Origin of the sequence: Acetobacter lovaniensis, from assembly GCF_014207635.1 — a bacterium.
GTDB lineage: Bacteria > Pseudomonadota > Alphaproteobacteria > Acetobacterales > Acetobacteraceae > Acetobacter > Acetobacter lovaniensis.
In genome coordinates this window covers 116,077-138,405 of record NZ_JACHIE010000007.1, presented here as the reverse complement: position 1 = coordinate 138,405, position 22,329 = coordinate 116,077, and the positions used below count along the sequence as shown (strand labels likewise).

19 protein-coding genes are annotated in these 22,329 nt (G+C 58.9%); 6 read left to right on the top strand and 13 right to left on the bottom strand.

Annotated elements, in window-relative coordinates; genetic code table 11:
• Positions 1–4: 4 nt before the first annotated feature.
• Positions 5–2,065 carry a glycine--tRNA ligase subunit beta gene (glyS, locus tag HNR55_RS09600; protein WP_166114407.1) on the top strand — a complete coding sequence of 687 codons (2,061 nt, stop codon included), beginning with the start codon at positions 5–7 and terminating at the stop codon, positions 2,063–2,065.
• A 103-nt stretch (positions 2,066–2,168) separates the two neighbouring features.
• Here the strand turns inward: glyS and HNR55_RS09595 are convergent, their stop codons facing one another.
• The 9 genes from HNR55_RS09595 to HNR55_RS09555 form a co-directional block, all read right to left on the bottom strand.
• Positions 2,169–2,345, bottom strand: coding sequence for a DUF1328 domain-containing protein (locus HNR55_RS09595; protein WP_166114410.1), 177 nt, complete (start codon positions 2,343–2,345; stop codon positions 2,169–2,171).
• Between the two features lie 122 nt (positions 2,346–2,467).
• Complete coding sequence (locus HNR55_RS09590; RefSeq protein ID WP_166114413.1) at positions 2,468–3,223, bottom strand: hypothetical protein; 756 nt, start codon at positions 3,221–3,223, stop codon at positions 2,468–2,470.
• 119 nt (positions 3,224–3,342) lie between these two features.
• Complete coding sequence (gene purH / locus HNR55_RS09585) at positions 3,343–4,920, bottom strand: bifunctional phosphoribosylaminoimidazolecarboxamide formyltransferase/IMP cyclohydrolase (protein ID WP_166114416.1); 1,578 nt, start codon at positions 4,918–4,920, stop codon at positions 3,343–3,345.
• A 95-nt stretch (positions 4,921–5,015) separates the two neighbouring features.
• Positions 5,016–5,753 carry a tRNA (guanine(46)-N(7))-methyltransferase TrmB gene (gene trmB, locus HNR55_RS09580; protein ID WP_166114418.1) on the bottom strand — a complete coding sequence of 246 codons (738 nt, stop codon included), beginning with the start codon at positions 5,751–5,753 and terminating at the stop codon, positions 5,016–5,018.
• Between the two features lie 18 nt (positions 5,754–5,771).
• Entirely contained in the window at positions 5,772–6,959 is a 1,188-nt protein-coding gene (gene metK, locus HNR55_RS09575; RefSeq protein ID WP_166114421.1) for a methionine adenosyltransferase, read from the bottom strand.
• Positions 6,960–7,147: 188 nt separating this feature from the next.
• The gene (gene dapB / locus HNR55_RS09570; RefSeq protein WP_166114424.1) at positions 7,148–7,927 is read right to left on the bottom strand and encodes a 4-hydroxy-tetrahydrodipicolinate reductase; all 780 of its coding nucleotides are present in this window, start codon (positions 7,925–7,927) and stop codon (positions 7,148–7,150) included.
• A 5-nt stretch (positions 7,928–7,932) separates the two neighbouring features.
• Positions 7,933–9,069: a molecular chaperone DnaJ gene (gene dnaJ, locus HNR55_RS09565; protein ID WP_166114427.1), complete on the bottom strand. Its 1,137-nt coding sequence runs from the start codon at positions 9,067–9,069 to the stop codon at positions 7,933–7,935.
• 154 nt (positions 9,070–9,223) lie between these two features.
• Positions 9,224–11,131, bottom strand: coding sequence for a molecular chaperone DnaK (gene dnaK / locus HNR55_RS09560; protein WP_166114430.1), 1,908 nt, complete (start codon positions 11,129–11,131; stop codon positions 9,224–9,226).
• Between the two features lie 194 nt (positions 11,132–11,325).
• Positions 11,326–11,907, bottom strand: a complete 582-nt coding sequence (locus HNR55_RS09555; protein WP_166114433.1) for a nucleotide exchange factor GrpE — start codon at positions 11,905–11,907, stop codon at positions 11,326–11,328.
• A 193-nt stretch (positions 11,908–12,100) separates the two neighbouring features.
• Between HNR55_RS09555 and HNR55_RS09550 the strand changes: the two genes are divergently transcribed.
• Together HNR55_RS09550 and HNR55_RS09545 are read left to right on the top strand one after the other, a co-directional pair.
• Positions 12,101–12,817: a response regulator transcription factor gene (locus HNR55_RS09550; protein WP_086646319.1), complete on the top strand. Its 717-nt coding sequence runs from the start codon at positions 12,101–12,103 to the stop codon at positions 12,815–12,817.
• A 9-nt stretch (positions 12,818–12,826) separates the two neighbouring features.
• Positions 12,827–14,608: a stimulus-sensing domain-containing protein gene (locus HNR55_RS09545; RefSeq protein WP_166114436.1), complete on the top strand. Its 1,782-nt coding sequence runs from the start codon at positions 12,827–12,829 to the stop codon at positions 14,606–14,608.
• 21 nt (positions 14,609–14,629) lie between these two features.
• Here HNR55_RS09545 and HNR55_RS09540 read toward each other — a convergent pair whose 3' ends face one another.
• Positions 14,630–15,028: a RidA family protein gene (locus tag HNR55_RS09540; protein ID WP_373318114.1), complete on the bottom strand. Its 399-nt coding sequence runs from the start codon at positions 15,026–15,028 to the stop codon at positions 14,630–14,632.
• A 243-nt stretch (positions 15,029–15,271) separates the two neighbouring features.
• Here HNR55_RS09540 and rapZ point away from each other — a divergent pair, with 243 nt between their 5' ends.
• Positions 15,272–16,243: an RNase adapter RapZ gene (gene rapZ, locus HNR55_RS09535; RefSeq protein ID WP_166114442.1), complete on the top strand. Its 972-nt coding sequence runs from the start codon at positions 15,272–15,274 to the stop codon at positions 16,241–16,243.
• Between the two features lie 58 nt (positions 16,244–16,301).
• On the opposite strand, the gene HNR55_RS09530 is transcribed toward rapZ, so the two are convergent.
• On the bottom strand, positions 16,302–16,910 hold the full coding sequence (locus HNR55_RS09530; RefSeq protein ID WP_184382662.1) for a YqgE/AlgH family protein: 609 nt from the start codon (positions 16,908–16,910) through the stop codon (positions 16,302–16,304).
• A 109-nt stretch (positions 16,911–17,019) separates the two neighbouring features.
• Between HNR55_RS09530 and HNR55_RS09525 the strand changes: the two genes are divergently transcribed.
• Complete coding sequence (locus tag HNR55_RS09525) at positions 17,020–17,916, top strand: polyphosphate kinase 2 family protein (protein ID WP_166114445.1); 897 nt, start codon at positions 17,020–17,022, stop codon at positions 17,914–17,916.
• A 79-nt stretch (positions 17,917–17,995) separates the two neighbouring features.
• Here HNR55_RS09525 and HNR55_RS09520 read toward each other — a convergent pair whose 3' ends face one another.
• Entirely contained in the window at positions 17,996–19,009 is a 1,014-nt protein-coding gene (locus tag HNR55_RS09520) for a cache domain-containing protein (RefSeq protein WP_166114448.1), read from the bottom strand.
• Positions 19,010–19,244: 235 nt separating this feature from the next.
• On the opposite strand from HNR55_RS09520, the gene HNR55_RS09515 reads away from it, so the two are divergent.
• Entirely contained in the window at positions 19,245–19,745 is a 501-nt protein-coding gene (locus HNR55_RS09515; protein WP_166114451.1) for a DUF3465 domain-containing protein, read from the top strand.
• Positions 19,746–19,808: 63 nt separating this feature from the next.
• On the opposite strand, the gene clpA is transcribed toward HNR55_RS09515, so the two are convergent.
• Positions 19,809–22,154 carry an ATP-dependent Clp protease ATP-binding subunit ClpA gene (gene clpA / locus HNR55_RS09510; RefSeq protein ID WP_086646327.1) on the bottom strand — a complete coding sequence of 782 codons (2,346 nt, stop codon included), beginning with the start codon at positions 22,152–22,154 and terminating at the stop codon, positions 19,809–19,811.
• Positions 22,155–22,329: the final 175 nt, after the last annotated feature.

Below are 22,329 nucleotides of genomic sequence, written 5' to 3'. Positions count from 1 at the left end.
GACCATGCCCGAATTGCTGATTGAACTTTTTTCAGAAGAAATCCCCGCCCGCATGCAGCAGCAGGCAGGCGAAAACCTGCTCCGCCTGCTGGGCGAGGCTCTGGCCCCGCTCAACCCTGTGGATGCCAGAAGCTATACTGGCCCCCGCCGGATTGCCGCCTCCCTTAATCTGGACGCCATGGTGCCCGGCCGCACCGTTTCCGAACGGGGCCCGCGTGAGAACGCTCCAGAAAAAGCACTGGAAGGCTTTACCCGCAAACATGGCGTGAGCAAGGACGCCCTGACCCTGCAAAACGGGTTCTGGGTGCTCGAGCGCGAGGAAGCCCCTATTGGGGCTGCTGCGCATATTGCCACCATGATGCCCGACCTGCTGCGCCGCTTCCCCTGGCCCAAATCCATGCGCTGGGGTGCTGGCAGCACCATGACATGGGTCCGCCCCCTGCGGCGGATTGTCTGCCTGCTGGACGGCCAGATCGTACCATTTTCCATGGCTACGGCAGACGATAACGGCCACAACCTGAGCACTTCCAACCAGACCGAGGGGCATCGCTTCCTCAACCCCGGCGTTATGGACGTAACCAGTGCAGCGCAATGGCAGCAGGGCCTGCATGAACGCCATGTGATGGTGCATGCCGCCGAACGCCGTGAGGCCATTACCACGGGGCTGAATGCCCTGGCACAGACCGAAGGGCTGAGCATTGTGCCCGATGCCGGGCTGGTGGATGAGGTCGCGGGGCTGGTCGAATGGCCTGTTCCCTTCCTGGGGCAGATCGACCCCATCTTCATGGACCTCCCCCCCGAGGTCATGCAGGTGTCCATGCGTGTCAACCAGCGCTATTTTGCCCTGCGCAACAGTGATGGTTCGGCGGCGCCGCGCTTTGCCTTTGTCGCCAACATCATTCCCACAGATGATGGCTCTCTGGTTGTCAGCGGGAATGAGCGCGTGCTGCGCGCCCGCTTTGCCGATGCCCGGCACTTCTGGAACCTCGACCGCAAGCAAAGCCTTGCCTCCCGCGTGGAAGAGCTGGACACCATCACCTTCCACGCCAAGCTGGGCTCACAGGGGGAACGTACCCGCCGTATGGTACGCCTTGCAGCCATTCTGGCTGACATGGTTGGCGCCCCTGCCGCATTGTGTGAACGCGCTGCCGAGTTGAGCAAAACCGACCTGACAACCGGTATGGTTGGGGAGTTCCCCGAGCTTCAGGGTGTCATGGGTGGGTATTATGCCCGCCATGATGGCGAACAGCCCGAAGTGGCGCAGGCCATCAGCGAGCACTACACACCGCGTGGGCCGGGAGACGAGGTGCCGGTAGCCCCGGTTTCCGTCGTGCTGGGGCTGGCGGACCGGTTTGACATGCTGACGGCCTTTTTTGCCGCTGGCGAAAAACCATCCGGCTCGGGCGATCCGTTTGGCCTGCGCCGCGCAGCCCTTGGCATTATCCGCCTGATCCGTGAAAACGGGTTGCGGCTGGATCTGGTCAAACTGTTCACGCTGGCGGCAGAAGCCCTGCCCGAACCCCTGCGCAATGCACCGGATCTGGCCCTGCTGCCCCAGTTTATTGCCGAGCGCCTGCGCGTGCAGGTCCGCACCGAAGGGGCACGGCATGATTGCCTTGCCGCGATTTCGGTCGATAATGAAGACACGGACATCGTGCGTCTGCTCGCCCGCGCACAGGCATTGCAGACCATGCTGGAAACCGAGGACGGCCAGAACCTGCTGGCCGCTACCCGCCGTGCCGCCAATATCCTGCGGATTGAGGACAAAAAAGACGGCCCGCATGAAGGCATGCCCGACCCCGCCCTGTTTGAGCAGGACGAGGAACGCGCCCTTTATGCAACGCTACAAACGGTCGAACCCGCTGTGGAACAGGCTTTTACTGCCGAGCATTTTGCCGATGCCATGCGGGCCGCAGCCAGCCTACGCCAGCCCCTTGACCGTTTTTTTGAAGATGTCACCGTCAACGCGCCAGATGCCGCACTCCGCCTGAACAGGCTTAAACTCCTGTCCCGCCTTGTGCGTATGATGCGTCTGATTGCCGACTTCAGCCAGATCGAAGGCTAAAAAAACACCCCATCTTCCATGCCGGAAGGTGGGGGCATACACAGACAGGTATTCCGCCTTTTGCAGGGCCTGCGCGACCGGATCGTGCAGGCCCTGCATGTTTTTATGGCCCCGAGCGCGAACGACCACCAAAAAACAGGCTGATGATCAGCAACACCACAAAAATAAACAGCAGAACCTTGGCAATTTCCGAGAACCCCGAGGCCGCGCCATTAAATCCGAACAGGGATGCCAGCAGAGCAAAAATAAGAAAAACAATAATCCACCGTATCAACGCCATTCTGGCCTCCCATCATCCCTGTTCATGCCCTGCATGCGCCATGCTTCCGTGGGTGTTTAACGCAAAATGGCGACCACAGTTCTGTGGTCGCCATTCCGGCAGGACACTTTGTATCCGAAAGCCTAGTGCTCATCCGCCCCGGGAATAAGATCATAACCCGGAGACCCCGGAGCAGGGCCGGGCGGGGGGACATTGCCCACGGCAACGCCGATCAGCTTATCCGCCTCTGGTCCAATTTCACGCGCATCAATGGCAATACCCAGATCACCACTGCTGCCCCCCCCCACGGCAAAGAGCGTCTGCCCGGCCTTAAGCAGGTCAGAAACCCGTGCGGCTTCGCGCGGAGACAGATAAATAACCGAATGATCCTTGAGCACGGCACCCGTCAGGTGGCCGCCTGCATCGTAAAGCGGCATCCAGACCTCGCCATGCAGCACAAGGTCGGGCCCGGTGATCATTTCGGGGGAATGCAACGGCATTTCAATAAAGCTGTCCTGCACCGTGCGCCCACGCGGACTGGTTACGCTAAAGGCGCGGATAATTGGCAGGACCTGCCCTTTGATGCCGCGGATATCCACCTTGTCCCCGACCTTGATCAGGCCAGCAAAGGTATGGGCCTGTTCGGATGAGACAAAAACCTGTGTGCCATCATCAAGCACAAAACCGACAATGCCCCCGTGGGGCGCTGGCAGAAACTGCACCACGCTCCCCGTAAACACCGGCAGCGCGGACAGGTCATACACGCCTGTCGCCTGTTTTTCCGTCACGGTCTGCCTGGAGGCAAAGGTCGTGCCGGATGACGCCTCCTTATGTGCAGGGGCTGCCACCGCGACAGAAGACGCCAGAATCAAACCAGACAAACTAAGCAAAGAGCGCATGAAACAACCACTAAGGACAGGCACGCCCTGCCCCCACCGGGGCAGAACGCGGCAATGCGTGAGACTCGTCTGCATACTCTGCCATGAAGGGCCATTCCCGCAAGAGCGGGAAAAGCGTGTCAGTGGCGGAAATGACGCATACCGGTGAACACCATGGCAATGCCTGCGGCATCGGCTGCGGCAATCACCTCCTCATCACGGATGGACCCGCCGGGCTGTATAACGGCTGTCGCACCCGCGGCCACAATGGTTTCCAGCCCATCCGCAAAGGGGAAGAACGCATCGGAGGCAGCAACGGAGCCCTGCGTCAGAGGGGTGGACTGGCCTGCGGCCTTGGCGGCTTCCCCGCTTTTGCTGGCAGCAATACGGGCGGAGTCCACGCGGCTCATCTGCCCTGCACCAATACCCACCGTGGCGCAATCCTTGGCGTATACAATGGCGTTGGACTTGACATGCTTTGCCACCCGGAAGGCAAAGATCAGGTCCTGCATTTCCTGTTCCGTGGGAACGCGCTTGGTGACAACCTTCAGCGCTTCGGGGGCAATCCGTCCGTTATCGCGCGTCTGGGCCAGAAAGCCCCCGGCAACCGAGCGCACAACCGTACCGGCAGCGGTAGGGTCAGGCAGGCCACCAGTCAGCAGCAGGCGCAGGTTCTTTTTGCGCGCCAGCAGGGCCTTTGCATCGTCCGCTGCATCGGGGGCCACAATGACTTCGGTAAAGATGGTGGAAATTTTTTCCGCCGTGACCGCATCCAGCGGACGGTTCAGAGCGACAATACCCCCAAAGGCAGAAACCGGGTCACACCGCAGGGCCTGATCCCACGCCGAGGTCAGCGTGTCTGCAACGGCAACACCGCAGGGATTGGCGTGTTTGACAATAACCACAGCCGGAGCATCAAACTCGGCAACAGCCTCAAACGCAGCATCGGTATCATTGATGTTGTTGTAAGACAGCGCCTTGCCCTGCACCTGTACGGCCGTGGCCACACCGGGGCGGGTGCTGCCATCGCGGTAAAAAGCAGCCTGCTGGTGGGGGTTTTCACCATAGCGCAGGATTTCAGCCCGCTGGCCAGCCAGCGCAAACCGTTCGGGGAACGCATCCTGCGCCTGTGCGGCAAACCATGCCGCAATAGCCGCATCATACGCAGCTGTGCGGGCATAGGCTGCACCAGCATAAAAGCGGCGCATGTCCAGCGTGGTGCCACCATCGCCCAGCGCATCAATCAGCCCTTCGTACTGGGCCGGATCGGTCAGCACCACCACATGCGCGTGGTTTTTGGCGGCTGCACGGATCAGGGCCGGGCCACCAATATCAATATTTTCAATGCAGGTTTCGGCATCGGCTCCAGACGCAACCGTTTTTTCAAACGGGTAAAGGTTCACGGCAACCAGATCAATCGGACCAATGCCATGTTCTTTCATCTGCTCGACATGCGCGGGCAGGTCACGGCGGCCAAGGATACCCCCATGGATTTTGGGTACCAGCGTTTTAACGCGGCCATCCAGAATTTCGGGGAAACCCGTATAATCCGACACTTCCGTAACAGGCACGCCAGCATCACGCAGGGCTTTGGCGGAACCGCCCGTGGACAGGATTTCCGCCCCCTGCGCCACAAGGGCCCGGGCCAGATCAAGCAGACCGGCTTTGTCGGATACGGAAATAAGGGCGCGACGGATAGGAAGCGTCGTCTGGCTCATGGGTGGACCTTTCGCACGGCAAAAAACGTAATGCGGCTGATTAGCCAACATGCCGCGCAGAGGCAACCAGCCGGAATAAAGAAGATGGACACCGCCTAGCGGCGGGTAAACGTCCAGTACAAGGGCTGACGGCCTGCGGCGATGGCCTTGGCCTCATACCGGGTGGGGAACCAGCCATCGGGGCGGACGGTCGCCGGGGATGGTGCCTCAAAATACGACTGTGCGGACATGACCTCCTGCACCCAGGCCTGATAGGTCGGGTCGTCACTGGCAACGCGCCAGACGGCACCGGGTTTGAGCACACGGGCACAGAGTTCCACATTCTGCGGATGCACAAACCGGCGTTTGGCATGCCGGGCCTTGGGCCACGGGTCGGGGAACATCAGGAACAGCCGGTCCAGACTGGCATCGGGGAGGGCCCGCAGCACCAGACGCGCATCATCATCCCACAGGCGGAGCATATCCGGCAGCGGGGCGGTGGCCTCCTGCTCAACAGGCACAAGCTTGTTCAGCAGCGAACACAGACCGTTATGAAAAACTTCGGAGGCTATATAGCCAACTTCGGGGTGTGCTTTGGTCTGGGCCAGCACATGCTCGCCCCCACCAAAGCCGACCTCGAACCAGATCTGTTGTGGTGCATGACCAAAAACAGAAGCTGGGTCCGCTGCCTTATCCAGCGGAAACCGCAGGCGTGGCAGCGTTTCGTCCAGCAGGCGTTCCTGACGGGGGCGGAGCGGATGCCCACGCTGGCGGCCATACAGCCTTTCCGGCGGGGGTTTTACATCCACTGCTTCGGGCTGGCCAGCAATGGCCTGACCTTTTGCCTCCGTCATGAACTCGCTACCTTTATATCAGCGCTTCAGGGCGCTGCGCAGGGCGTCCACCAGATCGGTGCGTTCCCATGTAAAGGTATCCAGTTTGTCATCCGGCGTACGGCCAAAGTGACCATAAGCAGATGTGGTCGCATAAATCGGACGGTTCAGGCGCAGGTGCTTGCGAATGCCGCGCGGCGTCAGGTCCATGACTTCACGCAGGACTTCACCCAGACGGGCTTCATCCACATCCTTGCCGCTTTCATCCAGGTCCACGTAAACGGACAGCGGGTGAGACACGCCAATAGCGTAGGAAAGCTGGATGGTGCAGCGGTCTGCCAGACCAGCAGCCACAACGTTCTTGGCAAGGTAACGGCAGGCATAGGCCGCAGAACGGTCAACCTTGGTCGGGTCTTTACCGGAGAATGCGCCACCACCATGGGGGGCTGCACCGCCGTAGGTGTCCACAATGATCTTGCGACCCGTCAGGCCGCAGTCCCCATCGGGGCCACCGATAACGAACACGCCGGTCGGGTTGGCGTAGAATTCGCTTTCAGGCGGCATCCAGCCTTCGGGCAGCACGCTGCGGGTTACGTCCAGCAGACGGTCGCGCAGAACCTTCTGGTCCGCACCTTCATCATGCTGTGTGGAAATCACAACAGAAGTAGCACCAACCGGACGACCGTTGACGTAACGCAGGGTCACCTGGCTTTTGGCATCGGGCTGGAGGCCTGCAACGCGGTCATCACCAGCGCGACGCAGGTCGCGGATGGTGTGCAGGATGCGGTGCGCATAATACAGCGGCGCAGGCATGAGGGTGTCTGTCTCGTTAGAGGCATAACCGAACATGATGCCCTGATCGCCTGCACCTTCGTCCTTGTCCGATGTGCTGTCCACACCAACGGCAATGTCAGCGGACTGAGCATGCAGGTAGTTGGAAGCTTCGGCATGGCGCCAAGAGAAGCCGGTCTGGTCGTAGCCAATATCCTTAACAGCTTCACGCGCCAGATGAATCAGCTGCTCGGAGGTTACGGACTCGGGACCGCGCACTTCACCAGCCAGAACGATACGGTTGGTCGTTACCAGCGTTTCACACGCCACGCGCGCTTCGGGGTCTGCCGCCAGATACGCGTCCAGAACGGTATCGCTGATCCGGTCAGCAACTTTATCGGGATGACCTTCGGAAACTGATTCCGAAGTAAACAGAAAATCGCCGTCTTTACGCATGATGGTGCCGTTCGCCCCACGCCAGTGAAAAAAGAAAACAGGTAACCATCCCCAAAAAAGGGGACGGCATCCTATGGCGGCATAGAAAGTAATGGTCAAGAGCCATACGCCACCGGCGCAAAAGACAAGCCCCAGTTTTCAGCCCTGCGCCAGACGCGGGGCACGTCCCACGCTGCCCGGTTTACCCCTTACAGCGGGGGCAAGCCCAGCACGTCTTCCATGCCGTAAAGCCCTGCTTCCCGCCCTTTTGCCCACAATGCGGCGCGTACTGCACCCGTGGCAAAAATACGCCGGTCAAAGGCCCGGTGCGACAGGGTAATCTGCTCATCCGCGGATGTGAAAAGAACGTCATGTTCCCCCACAATCTGCCCACCGCGCAGGGCGGCAAAGCCGATGGCACCCGGCTTGCGGGGGCCAGTCAGGCCATCACGCCCACTTTCGCGCACATCTTCCAGCGCCACACCACGGCCAAGAGCCACGGCCTGACCAATGGCAAGTGCTGTGCCAGAAGGCGCATCCACCTTCTGCCTGTGATGCATTTCCACAATTTCCGCATCATAGGACTCTGCTGGCAAGGCCTGCCCCATCATCTGGGCAAGGCGACGCACCAGCGTGACACCGGGTGAAAAGTTGGCGGCATGGACAATGGTCATATAACCTGCGGCTTCCCGCAGCATCTGGTTCTGCTGTGCGGACAGGCCCGTTGTGCCCAGCACCCACGCCACCCCCGTACCAACCAGAGACTTCGCACTCGACGCAACCGTATCGGCATGCGTGAAGTCGATCACCGCCTCGCATTCTTCCGCCAGCGCGGACATGGTTGTAAACAGCGGAATACCCACAGGCAGGCCCGCGGCCTGCTCGGGCGAACGGGTAGTGCCACCAGCTACGGTCGCACCGGCTGCCAGTACTTCCTCAACCAGCAAGCGCCCTACGCGGCCTGTAATCCCTGCAATACCAATGCGCATGTGTGTTATTCCGATCCTTCAAAAAAATCACGCACGCGGCGGAAGAAGCCTGTGTGCTCGGGGCTATGCTTGATGTCCTCGCCCGCTTCTTTCTCAAATTCTTCAAGCAGTTCACGCTGGCGCTTGGTCAGCACCTGCGGTGTTTCCACCGTAACCTGAATATACATATCTCCCCGCGCACTGGACCGCAGGACCGAGAAGCCCTTGCCCCGCAGGCGGAAATGCGCGCCGGTCTGTGTGCCTGCCGGGATTTTAACAATGGTGCGGCTGCCATCAATAACCGGCACTTCTATTTCGGTCCCCAGAGCGGCCTGCGCCATGCGCAGGGGCACACGGCAATATACGTTGGCGCCATCACGCTGGAAAATGGAGTGTTCGGAAACGGAGACATGCACATACAGGTCACCTGATGGCACACCATTGCCACCGGCCTCTCCCTCACCTGTCAGGCGGATGCGGGTTCCGTCCTCAACACCTGCTGGGATCTGCACCTTTATGGTGCGTTCCTGCTCCACGGTCCCTTCCCCACGGCAGGCCTTGCAGGGGTCCTTGACCACTCGGCCCGCACCATGGCAGGTCGGGCAGGCCCGTTCCACCACAAAAAATCCCTGCTGGGCACGCACTTTACCCGCCCCGTGGCAACTCGGGCAGGTTTCCACCCCGGCGGCACCACTGTTGGAGCCAGTGCCATGGCAGGAGTCACAGGCAACACGGGTAATAACCCGCACATCCTTTTCAACGCCTGCAAATGCTTCTTCGAGCGTGATTTCAACATGGGTCTGGATGTCGTTCCCACTCCGGGCCTGCCCACCACGGCGGCCCATCATGTCCCCGAACATCTGCTCAAAAATATCGCCCAGACCACCGCCGCCAAATCCGTTAAAATCGAACCCGCCGGGGCCTGCCCCACCCCCTTCAAACGCTGCATGGCCGAAGCGGTCGTAGGCGGCGCGCTTCTGCTCATCCTTGAGCACATCGTAAGCCTGATTGATTTCCTTGAACTTGGCTTCCGCCGCATCATCCCCCGGGTTCCGGTCAGGATGAAACTGCATGGCCATCCTGCGGTAGGATTTTTTAATTTCCTCGGCAGAGGCCGTGCGGGTTACCTCAAGAATTTCGTAGTAATCAAGCTGAGTAGCCATGAAAGTCCTCTTGGGGCTGCCTCTTGCATGAGCACAGCATCTGTCCAGAATGTAAAACGTAAAACGGCGTCCGCCTTATAAAAAGCACGGACGCCGGAAAAATAATACACCAAGGCCATGCCTGTCACATGGCCTTGGGGCTGCATGCGTCCGATCAGGACTTCTTGTTTTCGTTCACGTCTTCAAAGTCGGCGTCAACGATGTCTTTTTCGTCTGCCTTGGCACCTGCGGCACCGGCTTCAGCACCCTCAGCTTCCTGACCAGCCTTGTAGGCGGCTTCACCCACCTTCATGGCGGCCTGTGTCAGCCGTTCCGTTGCACTCTTGAGGGCTTCAACATCCGTGCCTTCCAGAGCGGACTTAACGGCGGCAATGGCACCTTCGGCTTCGGTCTTGTCTGCGGCAGGAACCTTGTCACCCACTTCGGACAGGGACTTTTCGACCTGATGCACAAGGGATTCCGCACTGTTACGGGCTTCTACCTGCTCACGCTTGGCCTTGTCGGCTGCTGCGTTGGCTTCCGCGTCCTTGACCATCTTTTCGATGTCGCTGTCAGACAGACCACCAGAAGCCTGGATCTTGATCTGCTGTTCCTTACCCGTGGCCTTATCCTTGGCGGAAACGGACACAATGCCGTTGGCGTCAATGTCAAAGGTCACTTCAATCTGGGGCACGCCACGCGGTGCCGCGGGAATACCGGTCAGGTCGAAGTTGCCAAGCAGCTTGTTGTCAGCCGCCATTTCACGTTCGCCCTGATAGACCTTGATGGTCACAGCGCCCTGATTGTCTTCCGCCGTGGAGAACACCTGGCTCTTTTTGGTCGGGATGGTCGTGTTGCGGTCGATCAGGCGGGTGAACACACCACCCAGCGTTTCAATCCCCAGAGACAGCGGGGTTACGTCGAGCAGCAGAACGTCCTTGACGTCACCCTTGAGCACGGCACCCTGAATGGCAGCACCAATGGCAACCACTTCATCGGGGTTCACGTTGCGGGCAGGGTCCTTACCAAAGAATTCCTTAACCGTTTCGATCACCTTGGGCATGCGGGTCATACCGCCGACCAGAATGACTTCATCAATCCCCGAAGCAGACAGACCGGCATCCTTCAGCGCGGCTTTGCAAGGCTCAAGCGTACGGCTGATCAGGTCATCCACAAGGCTTTCCAGCTTGGCGCGGGTCAGCTTGACCACAAGATGCTTGGGGCCAGAGGCATCGGCCGTGATGAACGGCAGGTTGATTTCGGTTTCCTTGGAGGAGGACAGCTCGATCTTGGCTTTTTCCGCTGCTTCCTTCAGGCGCTGCAGAGCCAGCTTGTCGGAACGCAGGTCAATGCCCTGTTCGCGCTTGAACTCGTCTGCCAGGAACCCGATGATACGGTTATCAAAGTCTTCCCCACCCAGGAACGTATCCCCGTTGGTGGATTTCACTTCGATCACGCCATCAGAAATTTCCAGCACGGAAACGTCAAACGTGCCGCCACCAAGGTCATACACAGCCACGGTGCCGCCGCTCTTCTTTTCCAGCCCGTAAGCCAGAGCTGCTGCGGTGGGTTCGTTGATGATGCGCAGCACTTCCAGACCGGCAATACGGCCTGCGTCCTTGGTTGCCTGACGCTGGGCATCGTTAAAGTACGCGGGAACCGTAATAACGGCCTGCGACACTTTTTCGCCCAGATATGCTTCCGCCGTTTCCTTCATCTTGCCCAGAATGAAGGCAGAAATCTGGGACGGGGCGTAGTTTGTGCCGCGGGCTTCAACCCATGCATCCCCATTGTCGCCTTTGACAATGGTGTAAGGGACCATGCCCTTGTCCTTCTGGACGGTCGCATCATCAAAGCGGCGGCCAATCAGGCGCTTTACGGCATACAGGGTATTGGTGGGGTTGGTCACAGCCTGACGCTTGGCGGCCTGCCCGACCAGCATTTCACCCCCTTCGGTGAAAGCGACCATGGACGGCGTCGTGCGTGCGCCTTCGCTGTTTTCGATGACTTTTGTTTCGTTACCTTCGCGCACGGCCACGCAGGAGTTGGTGGTGCCGAGGTCGATACCAATGACTTTACTCAATTTCGTGCTCCTTCTAGCGACTTCATCCGACCCGAAGCATCAGACAAAGCCCTGTTCCATCGCAACCGACCGAGCCCGGACCAAAGTCGGGGCGCAATCAGAATGACCAACCTGATGTATGGTGCGTTTTTCCCTTTTTCAAGAAGGAAAAACCACTCTGCGGGAAGGTTTTTTATCTTCCCTCCCACGTCGTGTTACTGTGCGTCGCCAGCCTTGGCCACAACCACCATGGCGGGCTTGAGCAGACGGCCGTGCAACGTCCATGTTGGCGTCCATGCCTGCATGACCGTACCGGGTGTGTGCTCGGTGCTGGGCTGTTCGGCCATGGCCTGATGCAGATTGGCGTCAAACGCCTTGCCCGCAGGGTTGTCGTTCCTGATCCCGTGCCGTTCCAGAATGGACAGGAAGGAACGTTCCGTACTTTCAATCCCCTCGCGCATCTTGGTCACAACCGTGTCCTCACCCTCGGTCCGGGCAGGCAGGCTGTCCAGCGCGCGGCGCAGGTTTTCGGCGGCTTCCACCACATCACGCGCGAATTTCTGCACCGCGTACTGGCGGGCATCTTCCACGTCGCGCTTGGCGCGGGCCATCAGGTTCTGGTTTTCGGCTTCAGCACGCAGCCATTTTTCCTTGAACTCCGTAACCGAGCGTTCAAGGTCCTGCACGTGTGCATCGGCGGCATTTTCGGCAACGCCCGCCTGCTGGGGGGCTGCCTGTTCGGCCGGAGCCGGATCTACCGGGGTCTCGACCTGTGTGGGTTCTGTATCTTGGGTCATGTAGCAAGAAGTAGGCAACACCGCTCCAGCCGACAAGACCCGTTGACCCCCTGCAATGCAGGATTTTATGCACGGCAGCCATTGACCGGAAAAAAGCGTGCATCACGCCATTCCCCCTCTTGGCATTGGAAGCCTGCGGCGCCTAAGCTAAACAGCTTGCGCTGATGGCAAGGGATAAAGGAACACACAAACGATGACAGAGCGCACCAAGCAGACAATTGCGCTGGTTGATGATGATCGCAATATTCTGACATCGGTTCAGATGACCCTGGAAGCCGAGGGTTTTAACGTCCGGACCTATACGGATGGCGAATCGGCATTGCAGGGGCTGACGGCCTACCCGGTCGATCTGGCTATTCTGGACATTAAAATGCCCCGCATGGACGGCATGGAACTTTTGCAGCGCCTGCGCACGCGCTCCAACCTGCCCGTTATTTTCCTGTCCTCCAAGAATGAGGAAGTGGACCAGCTTATGGGCCTGCGGCTGGGGGCTGATGACTATATTACCAAGCCCTTCTCCCAGCGCCTGCTGCTGGAGCGCATTCGCGCCCTGCTGCGCCGCAACGAGGTCAGCCGGGCGGAAGCCAATGGCGCGCCCACAGGCGGGGGCGCACTCACACGCGGCAATCTCTCGCTTGATGAACTGCGCCACAAATGCACATGGAAAGGGGAGGATGTCCCCCTGACCGTAACCGAGTTCCTGCTGGTCAAGACCCTTGCGCAGCGCCCCGGTCTGGTCAAATCCCGCGACCAGTTGATTGATGCGGCCTACGGAGACACCGTGTATGTGGATGACCGCACCATTGATAGCCACATCAAGCGGGTCCGCAAAAAATTCCGGCAGGTGGATGATGATTTCAACCAGATCGAAACCCTGTACGGCATTGGCTACCGCTACAAGGAAGACTGACCCAAGGGCATGAGCAACCGCCCCCCCCTGCTGACGCATCTGTATGCGCAGGCCCGCAGCCTGCGCATACCCGGCCAGCGTCCGCATAATGGCGGGGTGGAAGCCACGGCGGCCTATCAGGCGTCCCGCACCCGGCTGATTTCTCCCCTCATGCGCCGTGTGCTGCTGGTCAATATCCTGCCACTGGCCTTGCTGGGGCTTACGGTGCTGTTCCTTAACCAGTTCCGCAACAGCCTGCTGACGACCGAGGTCACCGCCCTGCGCGAGCAGGCCCGCATTTACGCCGGAGCGCTGGGGCAGAGTGCTGTACGCGCCATCCACCCCCACGCCGCCCAGCTACAGGACCGTGGGTATGAACTGGAAGCGGCACTGGCCCGCCCCCTCCTTCAGCGCCTGACTGAACCAAGCCCCAACGCGCATGCCCGCCTGTTTGGCCCCGATGGGCGGCTGGTCGCGGACAATCTGATCGATGTAGCCGACACGCTGGACACGCCACCGGAGCCACACCACTTCCACTCCCATACCATTCCCTTCCCCCCCGCGTTCCAGCCCGGCATTTACGAGCGGTTTTTAACGTGGCTGTGGTCTGGCCATAATCCGAGCATTGTCACCCTCAATACCGATGAGGAAGATATTCCCGACCGCCCGGACCGCCCACAGCGCCTTGACGGCACGGACCACCCACCGCCTGAAGCCCCGCCCTATATCCGCCGCACATCCCGCGGCAGGCTGATTATTACGGTGGCTGAACCCGTCATGCGCGATGGCTGGACAGTTGGCGTGATCCAGCTGACCCGTGTGGCCTCGCAGGTCGATCGCTCGTTATTTGCCATCCGCTCGACCATTCTCTCGCTCTTCTTTCTGGCTCTGGTGCTGACGGTCCTGCTGTCGTGGTATCTGTCGCTCACCATTGCGCGGCCCTTGCTGCGACTGGCGGCCTCGGCACAGGTCATGCGGGACACCACGGGGCGCACAGGCACGGTGCCCGCGCGCCTGCTGGCCCGACGGGACGAAATTGGTGATGTCGCCCGCGCCCTGCAGGCCAGCGCACAGGCGTTGTGGAAGCGCATGGATGCCATTGAACGCTTTGCGGCTGATGTCAGCCACGAGATCAAAAATCCGCTGACCTCCATCCGCTCCGCGATCGAAACCCTGCTGCGCATAGAGGACCTCAACCAGCAGCGCCGCCTGCTGACCATTATCAATGATGACGTGCGCAGGCTGGACCGGCTGATTACCGATATTTCCGACGCCAGCCGACTGGATGCGGAAATGTCGCGCGCCAAGGCCCGCCCCGTAGCAGTTGGCCCGCTGCTGGCTGTTCTGACGGAAATTCATCAGGCCACCCGTCAGGACGGGCAGCCGGTCATGGTGACTGATGTGCACGATGACACCCCCGAACACCCGTTGACCGCTCTGGCGGTAGAAGACCGTCTGGTGCAGGTGCTGCGTAACCTGATCGGCAATGCCATATCGTTTTCTCCACCCAATGGGCAGATTACCCTGCATGCCGCGGCCAATGGTAAAATGGTCCGTATTTCCGTCTCGGATCAGGGGCCGGGGATTCCTCAGGCCAAGCTGGATTCCATTTTTGACCGCTTTTATTCAGAACGCCCCAAAAGCGAGAACTTTGGCCAGCATTCGGGCCTTGGCCTGTCCATCAGCCGCCAGATCATAGAGGCATTGCACGGCAGCATTGCGGTGGAAAACCTGCATGACCGCAAGGGGGGCATAAGCGGGGCCCGGTTCATTATTGAACTTCCCCGCGTGCTCAGCCTGCCGCCACGCTAGACAAGGACAGGTCCTGCAAGGTCAGAACCCGGCCGCCACCCCCATGTCTTCCTCTTCCGGCAGGCTGATAATCAGATCAACCATGATCTTGGGTGCCGAAGAGGGGGCATCCTTAAGCCACATCATGGTCATACCCGGTGATGTGGCGGGAAAAAACTGGCGGAAAACCGGAAAACTGGCAGGAAATTCATCCGCATCCGCAATATGGCAGACAATGCGGCTGACATCGCGCAATGTCAGGTCATGCGGCTCCAGCAAACTTATTGCCTCTTCAAAGGCAGCCCGGCACTGGTCGGCAAGGTCTACCCCCCGGAACTGGGGGGCATGCAGCCCGGCAAGCTCAAAGCCCCCAGCCGTTTGCACGACCTGCGGACGACTGGCGACGGAACGTGGAGGCCGTGTCAGGGTTTTATCTTTCATCACGGAATGATGATGTAAGGCAGCGGAACAGGAACCGCAATTTTCCCTTTCGTAACAAATGCACGACCTTGCGCCTGTTGGCCTCATTCCTTAGCATCCGGTATAGCTGGTCTGAGCAGAATGCCTTCTCTTTCCGCATGAAACTGCTTTAAACTCGAGCGGCATCCGAATTGCGCGCCGGAGGCCACCAACAGCCCGTTAGGGGCGCGCCTCTGTTCGGACAATAAAAAGGAAGAGTCGGCCATGCACATGGCGGATGATACGTCTGTTCCGCGCCGCATTCTGCTGGTGTCTGGTCTGTCCGGGGCGGGCAAGTCTTCCATCCTGCGGATTCTGGAAGACCTTGACCACGAGGTGATCGACAACCCGCCACTTGGCATGCTGGATGACATTGTAGCCCGCGCAGAACGGCCCGTGGCCATAGGGGTCGATTCCCGCACAAGAGGGTTTGATGCCTCCGCCGTGCTGGCGGCTCTTGCCCGCCTGCGGGTTAATCCCCACCTGCGCGTGGAACTGATTTACGCCACAGCGGACGAAAGTGTGCTCCTCCGCCGCTATACCGCCACCCGGCGGCGGCACCCCCTTGCCCCCCATAGCAGCATAAAGGAAGGCATAGAGGCCGAAGTAGCCCTGACTGCCCCCCTGCGCGCCGCAGCCGATCTGGTGATCGACACCACCGATATGCCCCCACCGGACCTGCGGCAGTTTGTGGAAAGCCGGTTTAGCCCGTGGGTTGGAGGCGCGAGCGAAGGGCTGACTGTAACCCTTATGTCCTTCGCCTACCCTGCGGGCCTGCCACGGGAGGCGGATATCGTGTTTGACGCACGCTTCCTGCGTAACCCGCACTACGTAGCCGAACTGGCCCCAAAAACCGGGCTGGATGAGGATGTCGCGGCCTACGTAACCCACGACCCGGATTACCTGCCTTTTCTGAACCAGATCCACGCCATGCTCCAGCTTGTGCTGCCGCGCTTTGTGCAGGAAGGCAAAAAATACGCCACCATCGCCATTGGCTGCTCCGGCGGTCGGCACCGCTCGGTTACACTGGTGGAGGCACTGGCCAAGCGCCTGTCCGCTCCTGATGGCATGGGTCATTACAAGGGCTCTGGCCAATGGCCGATCATGCTCATGCACCGCGAACTGGCGCGGCAGGGCATAAGTGCCTGGCGCTGGGCCAGAAAACCGACCGAAACCACACGGGTCGAACAGTACTGAGTAACCCGCCTGTAACCATGCCTTAATCTGGCATGGCTTTTAGCCCATACCCATGCGCTCAGGCATGGCCCGCCTGCCCGCTCAGACGGGCGGGATCAATATTGATGGACGCCAGAGCCCGCCGCCATTTGACGGTATGATCCATACCAAAAATCAGCTCGCGCGTGGCAGGCACGACCAGCCATGCATCATGCTGGAAAATTTCCTGCTCAAGCTGCCCCGCAGACCAGCCCGCGTACCCCATAGCCAGCAGGGCGTCCTGCGGGCCGTCCCCCTTAGCTATGTCCTGCAACACATCCATACTGGAGGTGAGTGTAACATTTTCGGTAATGCGCAGGCTGTCCTGACCACTCCACTCCGCAGAATGCAGGACAAGGCCGTGCCCTTCCTCCACCGGGCCACCAGCACACAGGCCAATCCGCCGTACCGGGGGCACAGGAGTAATATGCAACTGCTCCAGCAGGTCATCAAAATCGGGACGGGGCAGGCGCTTGTTGATCACAAGCCCCATGGCCCCTCCATCTGGCGTATGGCTGCACATGTAAATAAGGGATTGCCCAAACAGGGTACCCCCAAGCATGGGCGTTGCCACCAGCAGCATACCTGCCAGTGAAAGGCCGTTATCCATAACAGCGGGGGCGAGTTGGGGAGTGTTTGCGAATGCCATCTCCCAAGATATGAGAAACACTTCCTTTTTTGGCAAGATTGCCAGCACAACTGTTGTCTGTAATTCTATGCATCCGACACATATTGCTCAATTTTCAGGACACATGTCCATGAACACCCTCTCCCGTTTTCTGAATGCACTCGACAGTTACAAGATATCGGACGGCAGCCAGTTCCGGCTTGCCGACCACAACCCCGATGATGATGGGCATCTGGGACTGGACAAGGACATGGGCAAAAACCTGCTCAGGCAGGTCAAGGGTCTGTTGCAGGACCTTCAGGAACTTCTGTACGCCAACCAGACCCACTCACTCCTGATCATTCTGCAGGGGATGGATGCCGCGGGCAAGGATGGCACGATCAAGCACGTCATGTCCGGCGTAAACCCGCAAGGCGTTGCCGTGACCTCATTCAAGCAGCCCGGCCCGACCGATCTGCTGCATGGTTTTCTGTGGCGCATCCATGCCGCGGCACCGCAGGCCGGACGCATCGTCATTTTCAACCGCAGCCAGTATGAGGATGTTCTGGTCAGCCGTGTCCACCCTGACCTGCTTAAAAACGGGCATGTTCCCGGAGCACTCAACACTCCCGAATTCTGGGAAGGCCGCTATAGCGATATCCGCCACCTTGAACACTACCTGAGCAGACAGGGCACAGTCGTACTCAAATTTTTCCTGAACATCTCGCGCGAGGAGCAGCGCGAACGCCTGCTGGCCAGACTGGACATTCCTGAAAAACGCTGGAAGTTCTCACCTTCGGACCTGCATGAGCGGGAATACTGGGATGACTACGCAACCGCTTACCAGGACGCCATTGCCCAGACTGCGCGCCCACATGCCCCCTGGATTATCGTGCCGGCCAATCATAAATGGTATGCGCGCCTTGTCGTGATTGGCACCATTATCCGGGCCTTGCACAATCTGCGGCAGGTCACGCCTCAGCCCAGCCCCGACGTGATGCATCAGCTTGATGACTATCGCACACGCCTGTTGCAGGAAAAACCCTGAGACACTCCCCCATCGGGACCATAGACCCCAATGGGGGAACTCGCTGGAAAATGAGCGAACCCGTATAAACTCTTATGTTTTACAGGGTTGTTTCCAACACCCCGTACCAGCCCAGACCTTTGTAGGTTTCGTACCCCGGAGTATGGGCATAGGCAATCAGCGTGTCCCCGTTCACGTAGTAGCCACGTTCCGCCTGTGGTGTGAATTTGCAATACTCGTCAGATGCGCCATTACCGTCAGATGATGCAATAATACGCTTCTGGGCATCCACCAGCATAACACGCGTCTGCTCCCGTTCCGTATTGGACAGACGCACGCCCTTGACTATGGCTTCGGCCTGCGGTGCCCAGTCAAACGCAATGCCCAGAACACCCAGCACCTGCCCGCGCGCTTCACCCCCTGCGCGAATGGCGGTGCTGTAAATGGCAGCCTGTTCATTATTAAGCGCCTGCACGCGGCTGACATCCGCTACAGCATATTCCTCCCCACTTTGCGTGCGCATGGCCTTTGTGAACCATGCCTCGCCCGACATATCACTCCCTTCCAGAGCGCGGTGTGTCTGCGGGCGGCCACAAGCCACGACCTTGCCGGAAAGATCCACAATAAAAAGATCAAGATAAACAGTGTAGGATTTTAAAATTGTTGCCAGACGCCCCGCGGCATACTGGTAGGCTTGGGGAGTGCGCTTCTCCAGCGCCTCCACAACGGCACTATCGGTTGCCCACCACCTTACGTCGCACGAACGCTCGTACAGATTGCGGTCGATCAGGTCCACAACATTCAGCGCCAGATCGGTCAGGCGTTCCCCCCTGCCACGCAACAGCAGATCGTTCCCTGCTTTTAACAGACGCTCGGTACTGTTGTCCGTTGCAACGCGCAATTCGGAGGCAATACCAACAATGCGGGTGGAGATACGACCCATTTCATCTGCCAGCAGGCCAAAAGCCGCACCCGCCTGCCCAACCCGCGCCGCTTCGATGCGTGTGTTGATGGCAAGGAACTTGGCTTCGTTCATGACTGAGGCAATCAGATGAATTTTCTCCCGCGTCATCTGAGAGACTTCGTAAGCAAGTTTCAGGATATCATCTTGCATGCGGGATATGTCTTTCAATCCGGAATCGAAACAATATGACGTAATGGGACACATAACCATTTTCGCCATAACAACAGCAGAACATGCTGTGTCTTTCTGTTCTGCCTAAATTATCAGAACCTGTAAACTCCTGATTATGAAGCTATTCCACCTCCATCACGCGCATTTGACACGGTGTAACCGTCCGGTCATGAACACAAACAGACAAACCCTTTGACCGCTCACAAGGATTCCCATGCTCCATTTAACACGCCGCATGCCCTTGCTGGCCTTATGCGCCGGATTGGCCCTCCCCACCCTGAACACCCCGGCACAGGCCCGGCACAGACATGCAGATACAGACCAGCCCACCTCCGTATCTGCCTCATGCGATAATCAGGATTTTCTGAACAAGCAGCAGGCGTTTGAAAACGGTGGCCCCAAAACCGATGCCGCAGTGCATATTTGCGGAACTGTTCTGACTCTTTCCAGAATAGCCAGACAGACCCGCAGCGGCCGACATGGCTATTTTTACATAACGGTCGCACCCAATATTTCCATCCGCATTGTGACCAACCTGGACGAAATGCATACCCCCGCCTGGCCGTGGGTCGCCAAGGGCGACAAGGTCGAAGTGGTAGGACGGTATTATTATGATTCAGCCCGCCAGCAGGGCGTGGACTGGACACACCGTGGCACTGGCCGCTCCTGGGGCATTCCGGGCTACGTTATTGTCAACGGCACAAAATACGACTGAACAAAAAATGGCTGGCCAGAAAAACTGGCCAGCCAAATATGTTTTTCAAAATCCGCGCAAAAACTAGTCTGCGGCTTCCTCTTCCTTTTCGCTCCCGCGTTCATCCTCGCCAGAGCTGGAGGCAGCGTTGGCATTGCTCTCCACAATATCAAACGCCAGTTCACCATTCTTGAGGCCGATCTTAACGGCCCCCCCTTTGGCCAGACGCCCGAACAGCAGTTCCTCAGCCAGAGGTTTTTTGATGGATTCCTGAATAACCCGACCCAGCGGACGGGCACCATACAGGCGGTCATACCCTTTTTCCGCCAGCCACTCCTTGGCTGCCGAAGACAGTTCAATGGTCACATGCCGGTCAGCCAGCTGTGCTTCAAGCTGCAGCACGAACTTTTCAACAACCTGCCCGACAATTTCCTGCGTCAGATGAGCAAAGGGAATAACCGCATCCAGCCGGTTGCGGAACTCGGGGGTGAACAGGCGCTTGATGGCCTCTTCATCCTCGCCTTCACGCACCTTGCGGCCAAAGCCTACGGCTTCCTTGCTCATGTCGGACGCACCGGCATTGGTGGTCATGATCAGGATAACATTCCTGAAATCGACCGTTTTGCCGTTATGGTCCGTCAGGCGGCCGTTATCCATAACCTGTAGCAGCACATTGTACAGGTCGGGATGGGCTTTTTCGATCTCATCCAGCAGCAGCACGGCATGAGGATGCTGGTCGATGGAATCGGTCAGCAGACCGCCCTGATCAAACCCGACATACCCCGGAGGCGCACCCAGCAGGCGGGAGATGGAATGCCGCTCCATGTATTCGGACATATCAAAGCGGATCAGCTCAATACCCAGCGCGTTGGCAAGCTGGCGGGCCACTTCCGTTTTACCAACCCCTGTGGGACCGGAGAACAGATAGTTGCCAATCGGCTTTTCCGGATCACGCAGGCCAGCACGCGCCAGTTTGATGGCGGCGGAAAGTGCGTCAATCGCCTGATCCTGCCCGAACACCATACCCTTGAGGTCACGCTCCAGAGAACGCAGCACTTCCTTGTCATCAGCAGAAATGCTTTTGGGCGGAATGCGGGCAATGCGGGCGATAATGTCTTCCACATCCTTCAGGTTGACCGTCTTGCGGCGGCGGCCTTCAGGCTGGAGCATGCGCGAAGCCCCGACCTCATCAATCACGTCAATCGCCTTGTCGGGCAATTTACGGTCATGAATATAGCGGGCGGACAGTTCCACAGCCCCACGAATAGCTTCTTCCGTGTAGCGGACCTTGTGGTGCTTTTCGTAGCTGCCCTTCAGGCCGCGCAGGATCTTGACCGCATCATCAATGCTGGGTTCGGGCACATCAATCTTCTGGAACCGCCTGACAAGCGCGCGATCTTTTTCAAAGTGCTGGCGGAACTCCTTGTAGGTGGTCGAACCAATGCACCGCAGCGTGCCAGCCGCCAGAGCGGGTTTGAGCAGGTTGGACGCATCCATGGCCCCGCCCGATGTTGCACCCGCACCGATAACGGTATGGATTTCATCAATAAACAGAATGGCGTGCGGGTCCTGATCCAGCTCCGTTACAACGGCTTTGAGGCGTTCCTCAAAATCGCCGCGGTAGCGGGTGCCAGCCAGCAATGCGCCCATATCCAGCGAATAGATGGTGGATTTAAGCAGCACTTCAGGCACGCTGCCTTCCACAATCCGGCGGGCAAGCCCTTCCGCAATGGCGGTTTTGCCTACACCGGGATCGCCGACATACAGCGGGTTGTTTTTGGTACGGCGGCACAGAATCTGGATCGTGCGTTCAATTTCGGTATCCCGCCCGATCAGCGGGTCAACCTTACCAGCCAGCGCCTTGTCGTTCAGATTGACGCAGTAGGTGGACAGCGCATCCTGGCTTTTCTGTGCCTTGGTTTCGGCCCGTTCGGGTTCTTCCCCTTTTTCCGCACCGGTATTGCTGCCTGCAACCGGGCGCCGGGTGGCGCGGTCGGGGGCTTTGGCAATCCCGTGGGAGAGAAAGTTCACGGCGTCCAGACGTGTCATGTCCTGCAGTTGCAGGAAGTACACGGCGTGGCTTTCACGCTCGGCAAACAGGGCGACCAGTACGTTAGCGCCTGTCACCTCATCGCGCCCGGTGGACTGCACATGAATGGCTGCGCGCTGGATAACGCGCTGGAATGCGGCTGTTGGTTTGGGTTCGGTCGGGCGCTCAGACGCCAGACCGGCAAGGTCCTTGTCGAGAAAGCCTGTCAGGTCTGTCCGCAACCGGTCCAGATCAACCCCACAGGCGCGGAACACCGTTACGGCATCCGCATCATCAACCAGGGCAAGAAGCAGATGCTCTAGCGTGGCATATTCATGATGCCGTTCTCCGGCCAGAATAAGCGCCCGATGCAGCGTCTGCTCAAGATTGCGTGACAACATGACGAGACGCTCCTTTCCCCGGACTTTCCGACCACGGTAAAACAACCACGGGACCATGATCGGGTGCCCTGCAATCATATTTGGCTGCTTCGGCAGGAAATGCGAGTCATAACCACGCAAAAAACACATGTTCACGCATTTTTCGTTAGCATCTCTGATAAAAATGCTGGTTTTC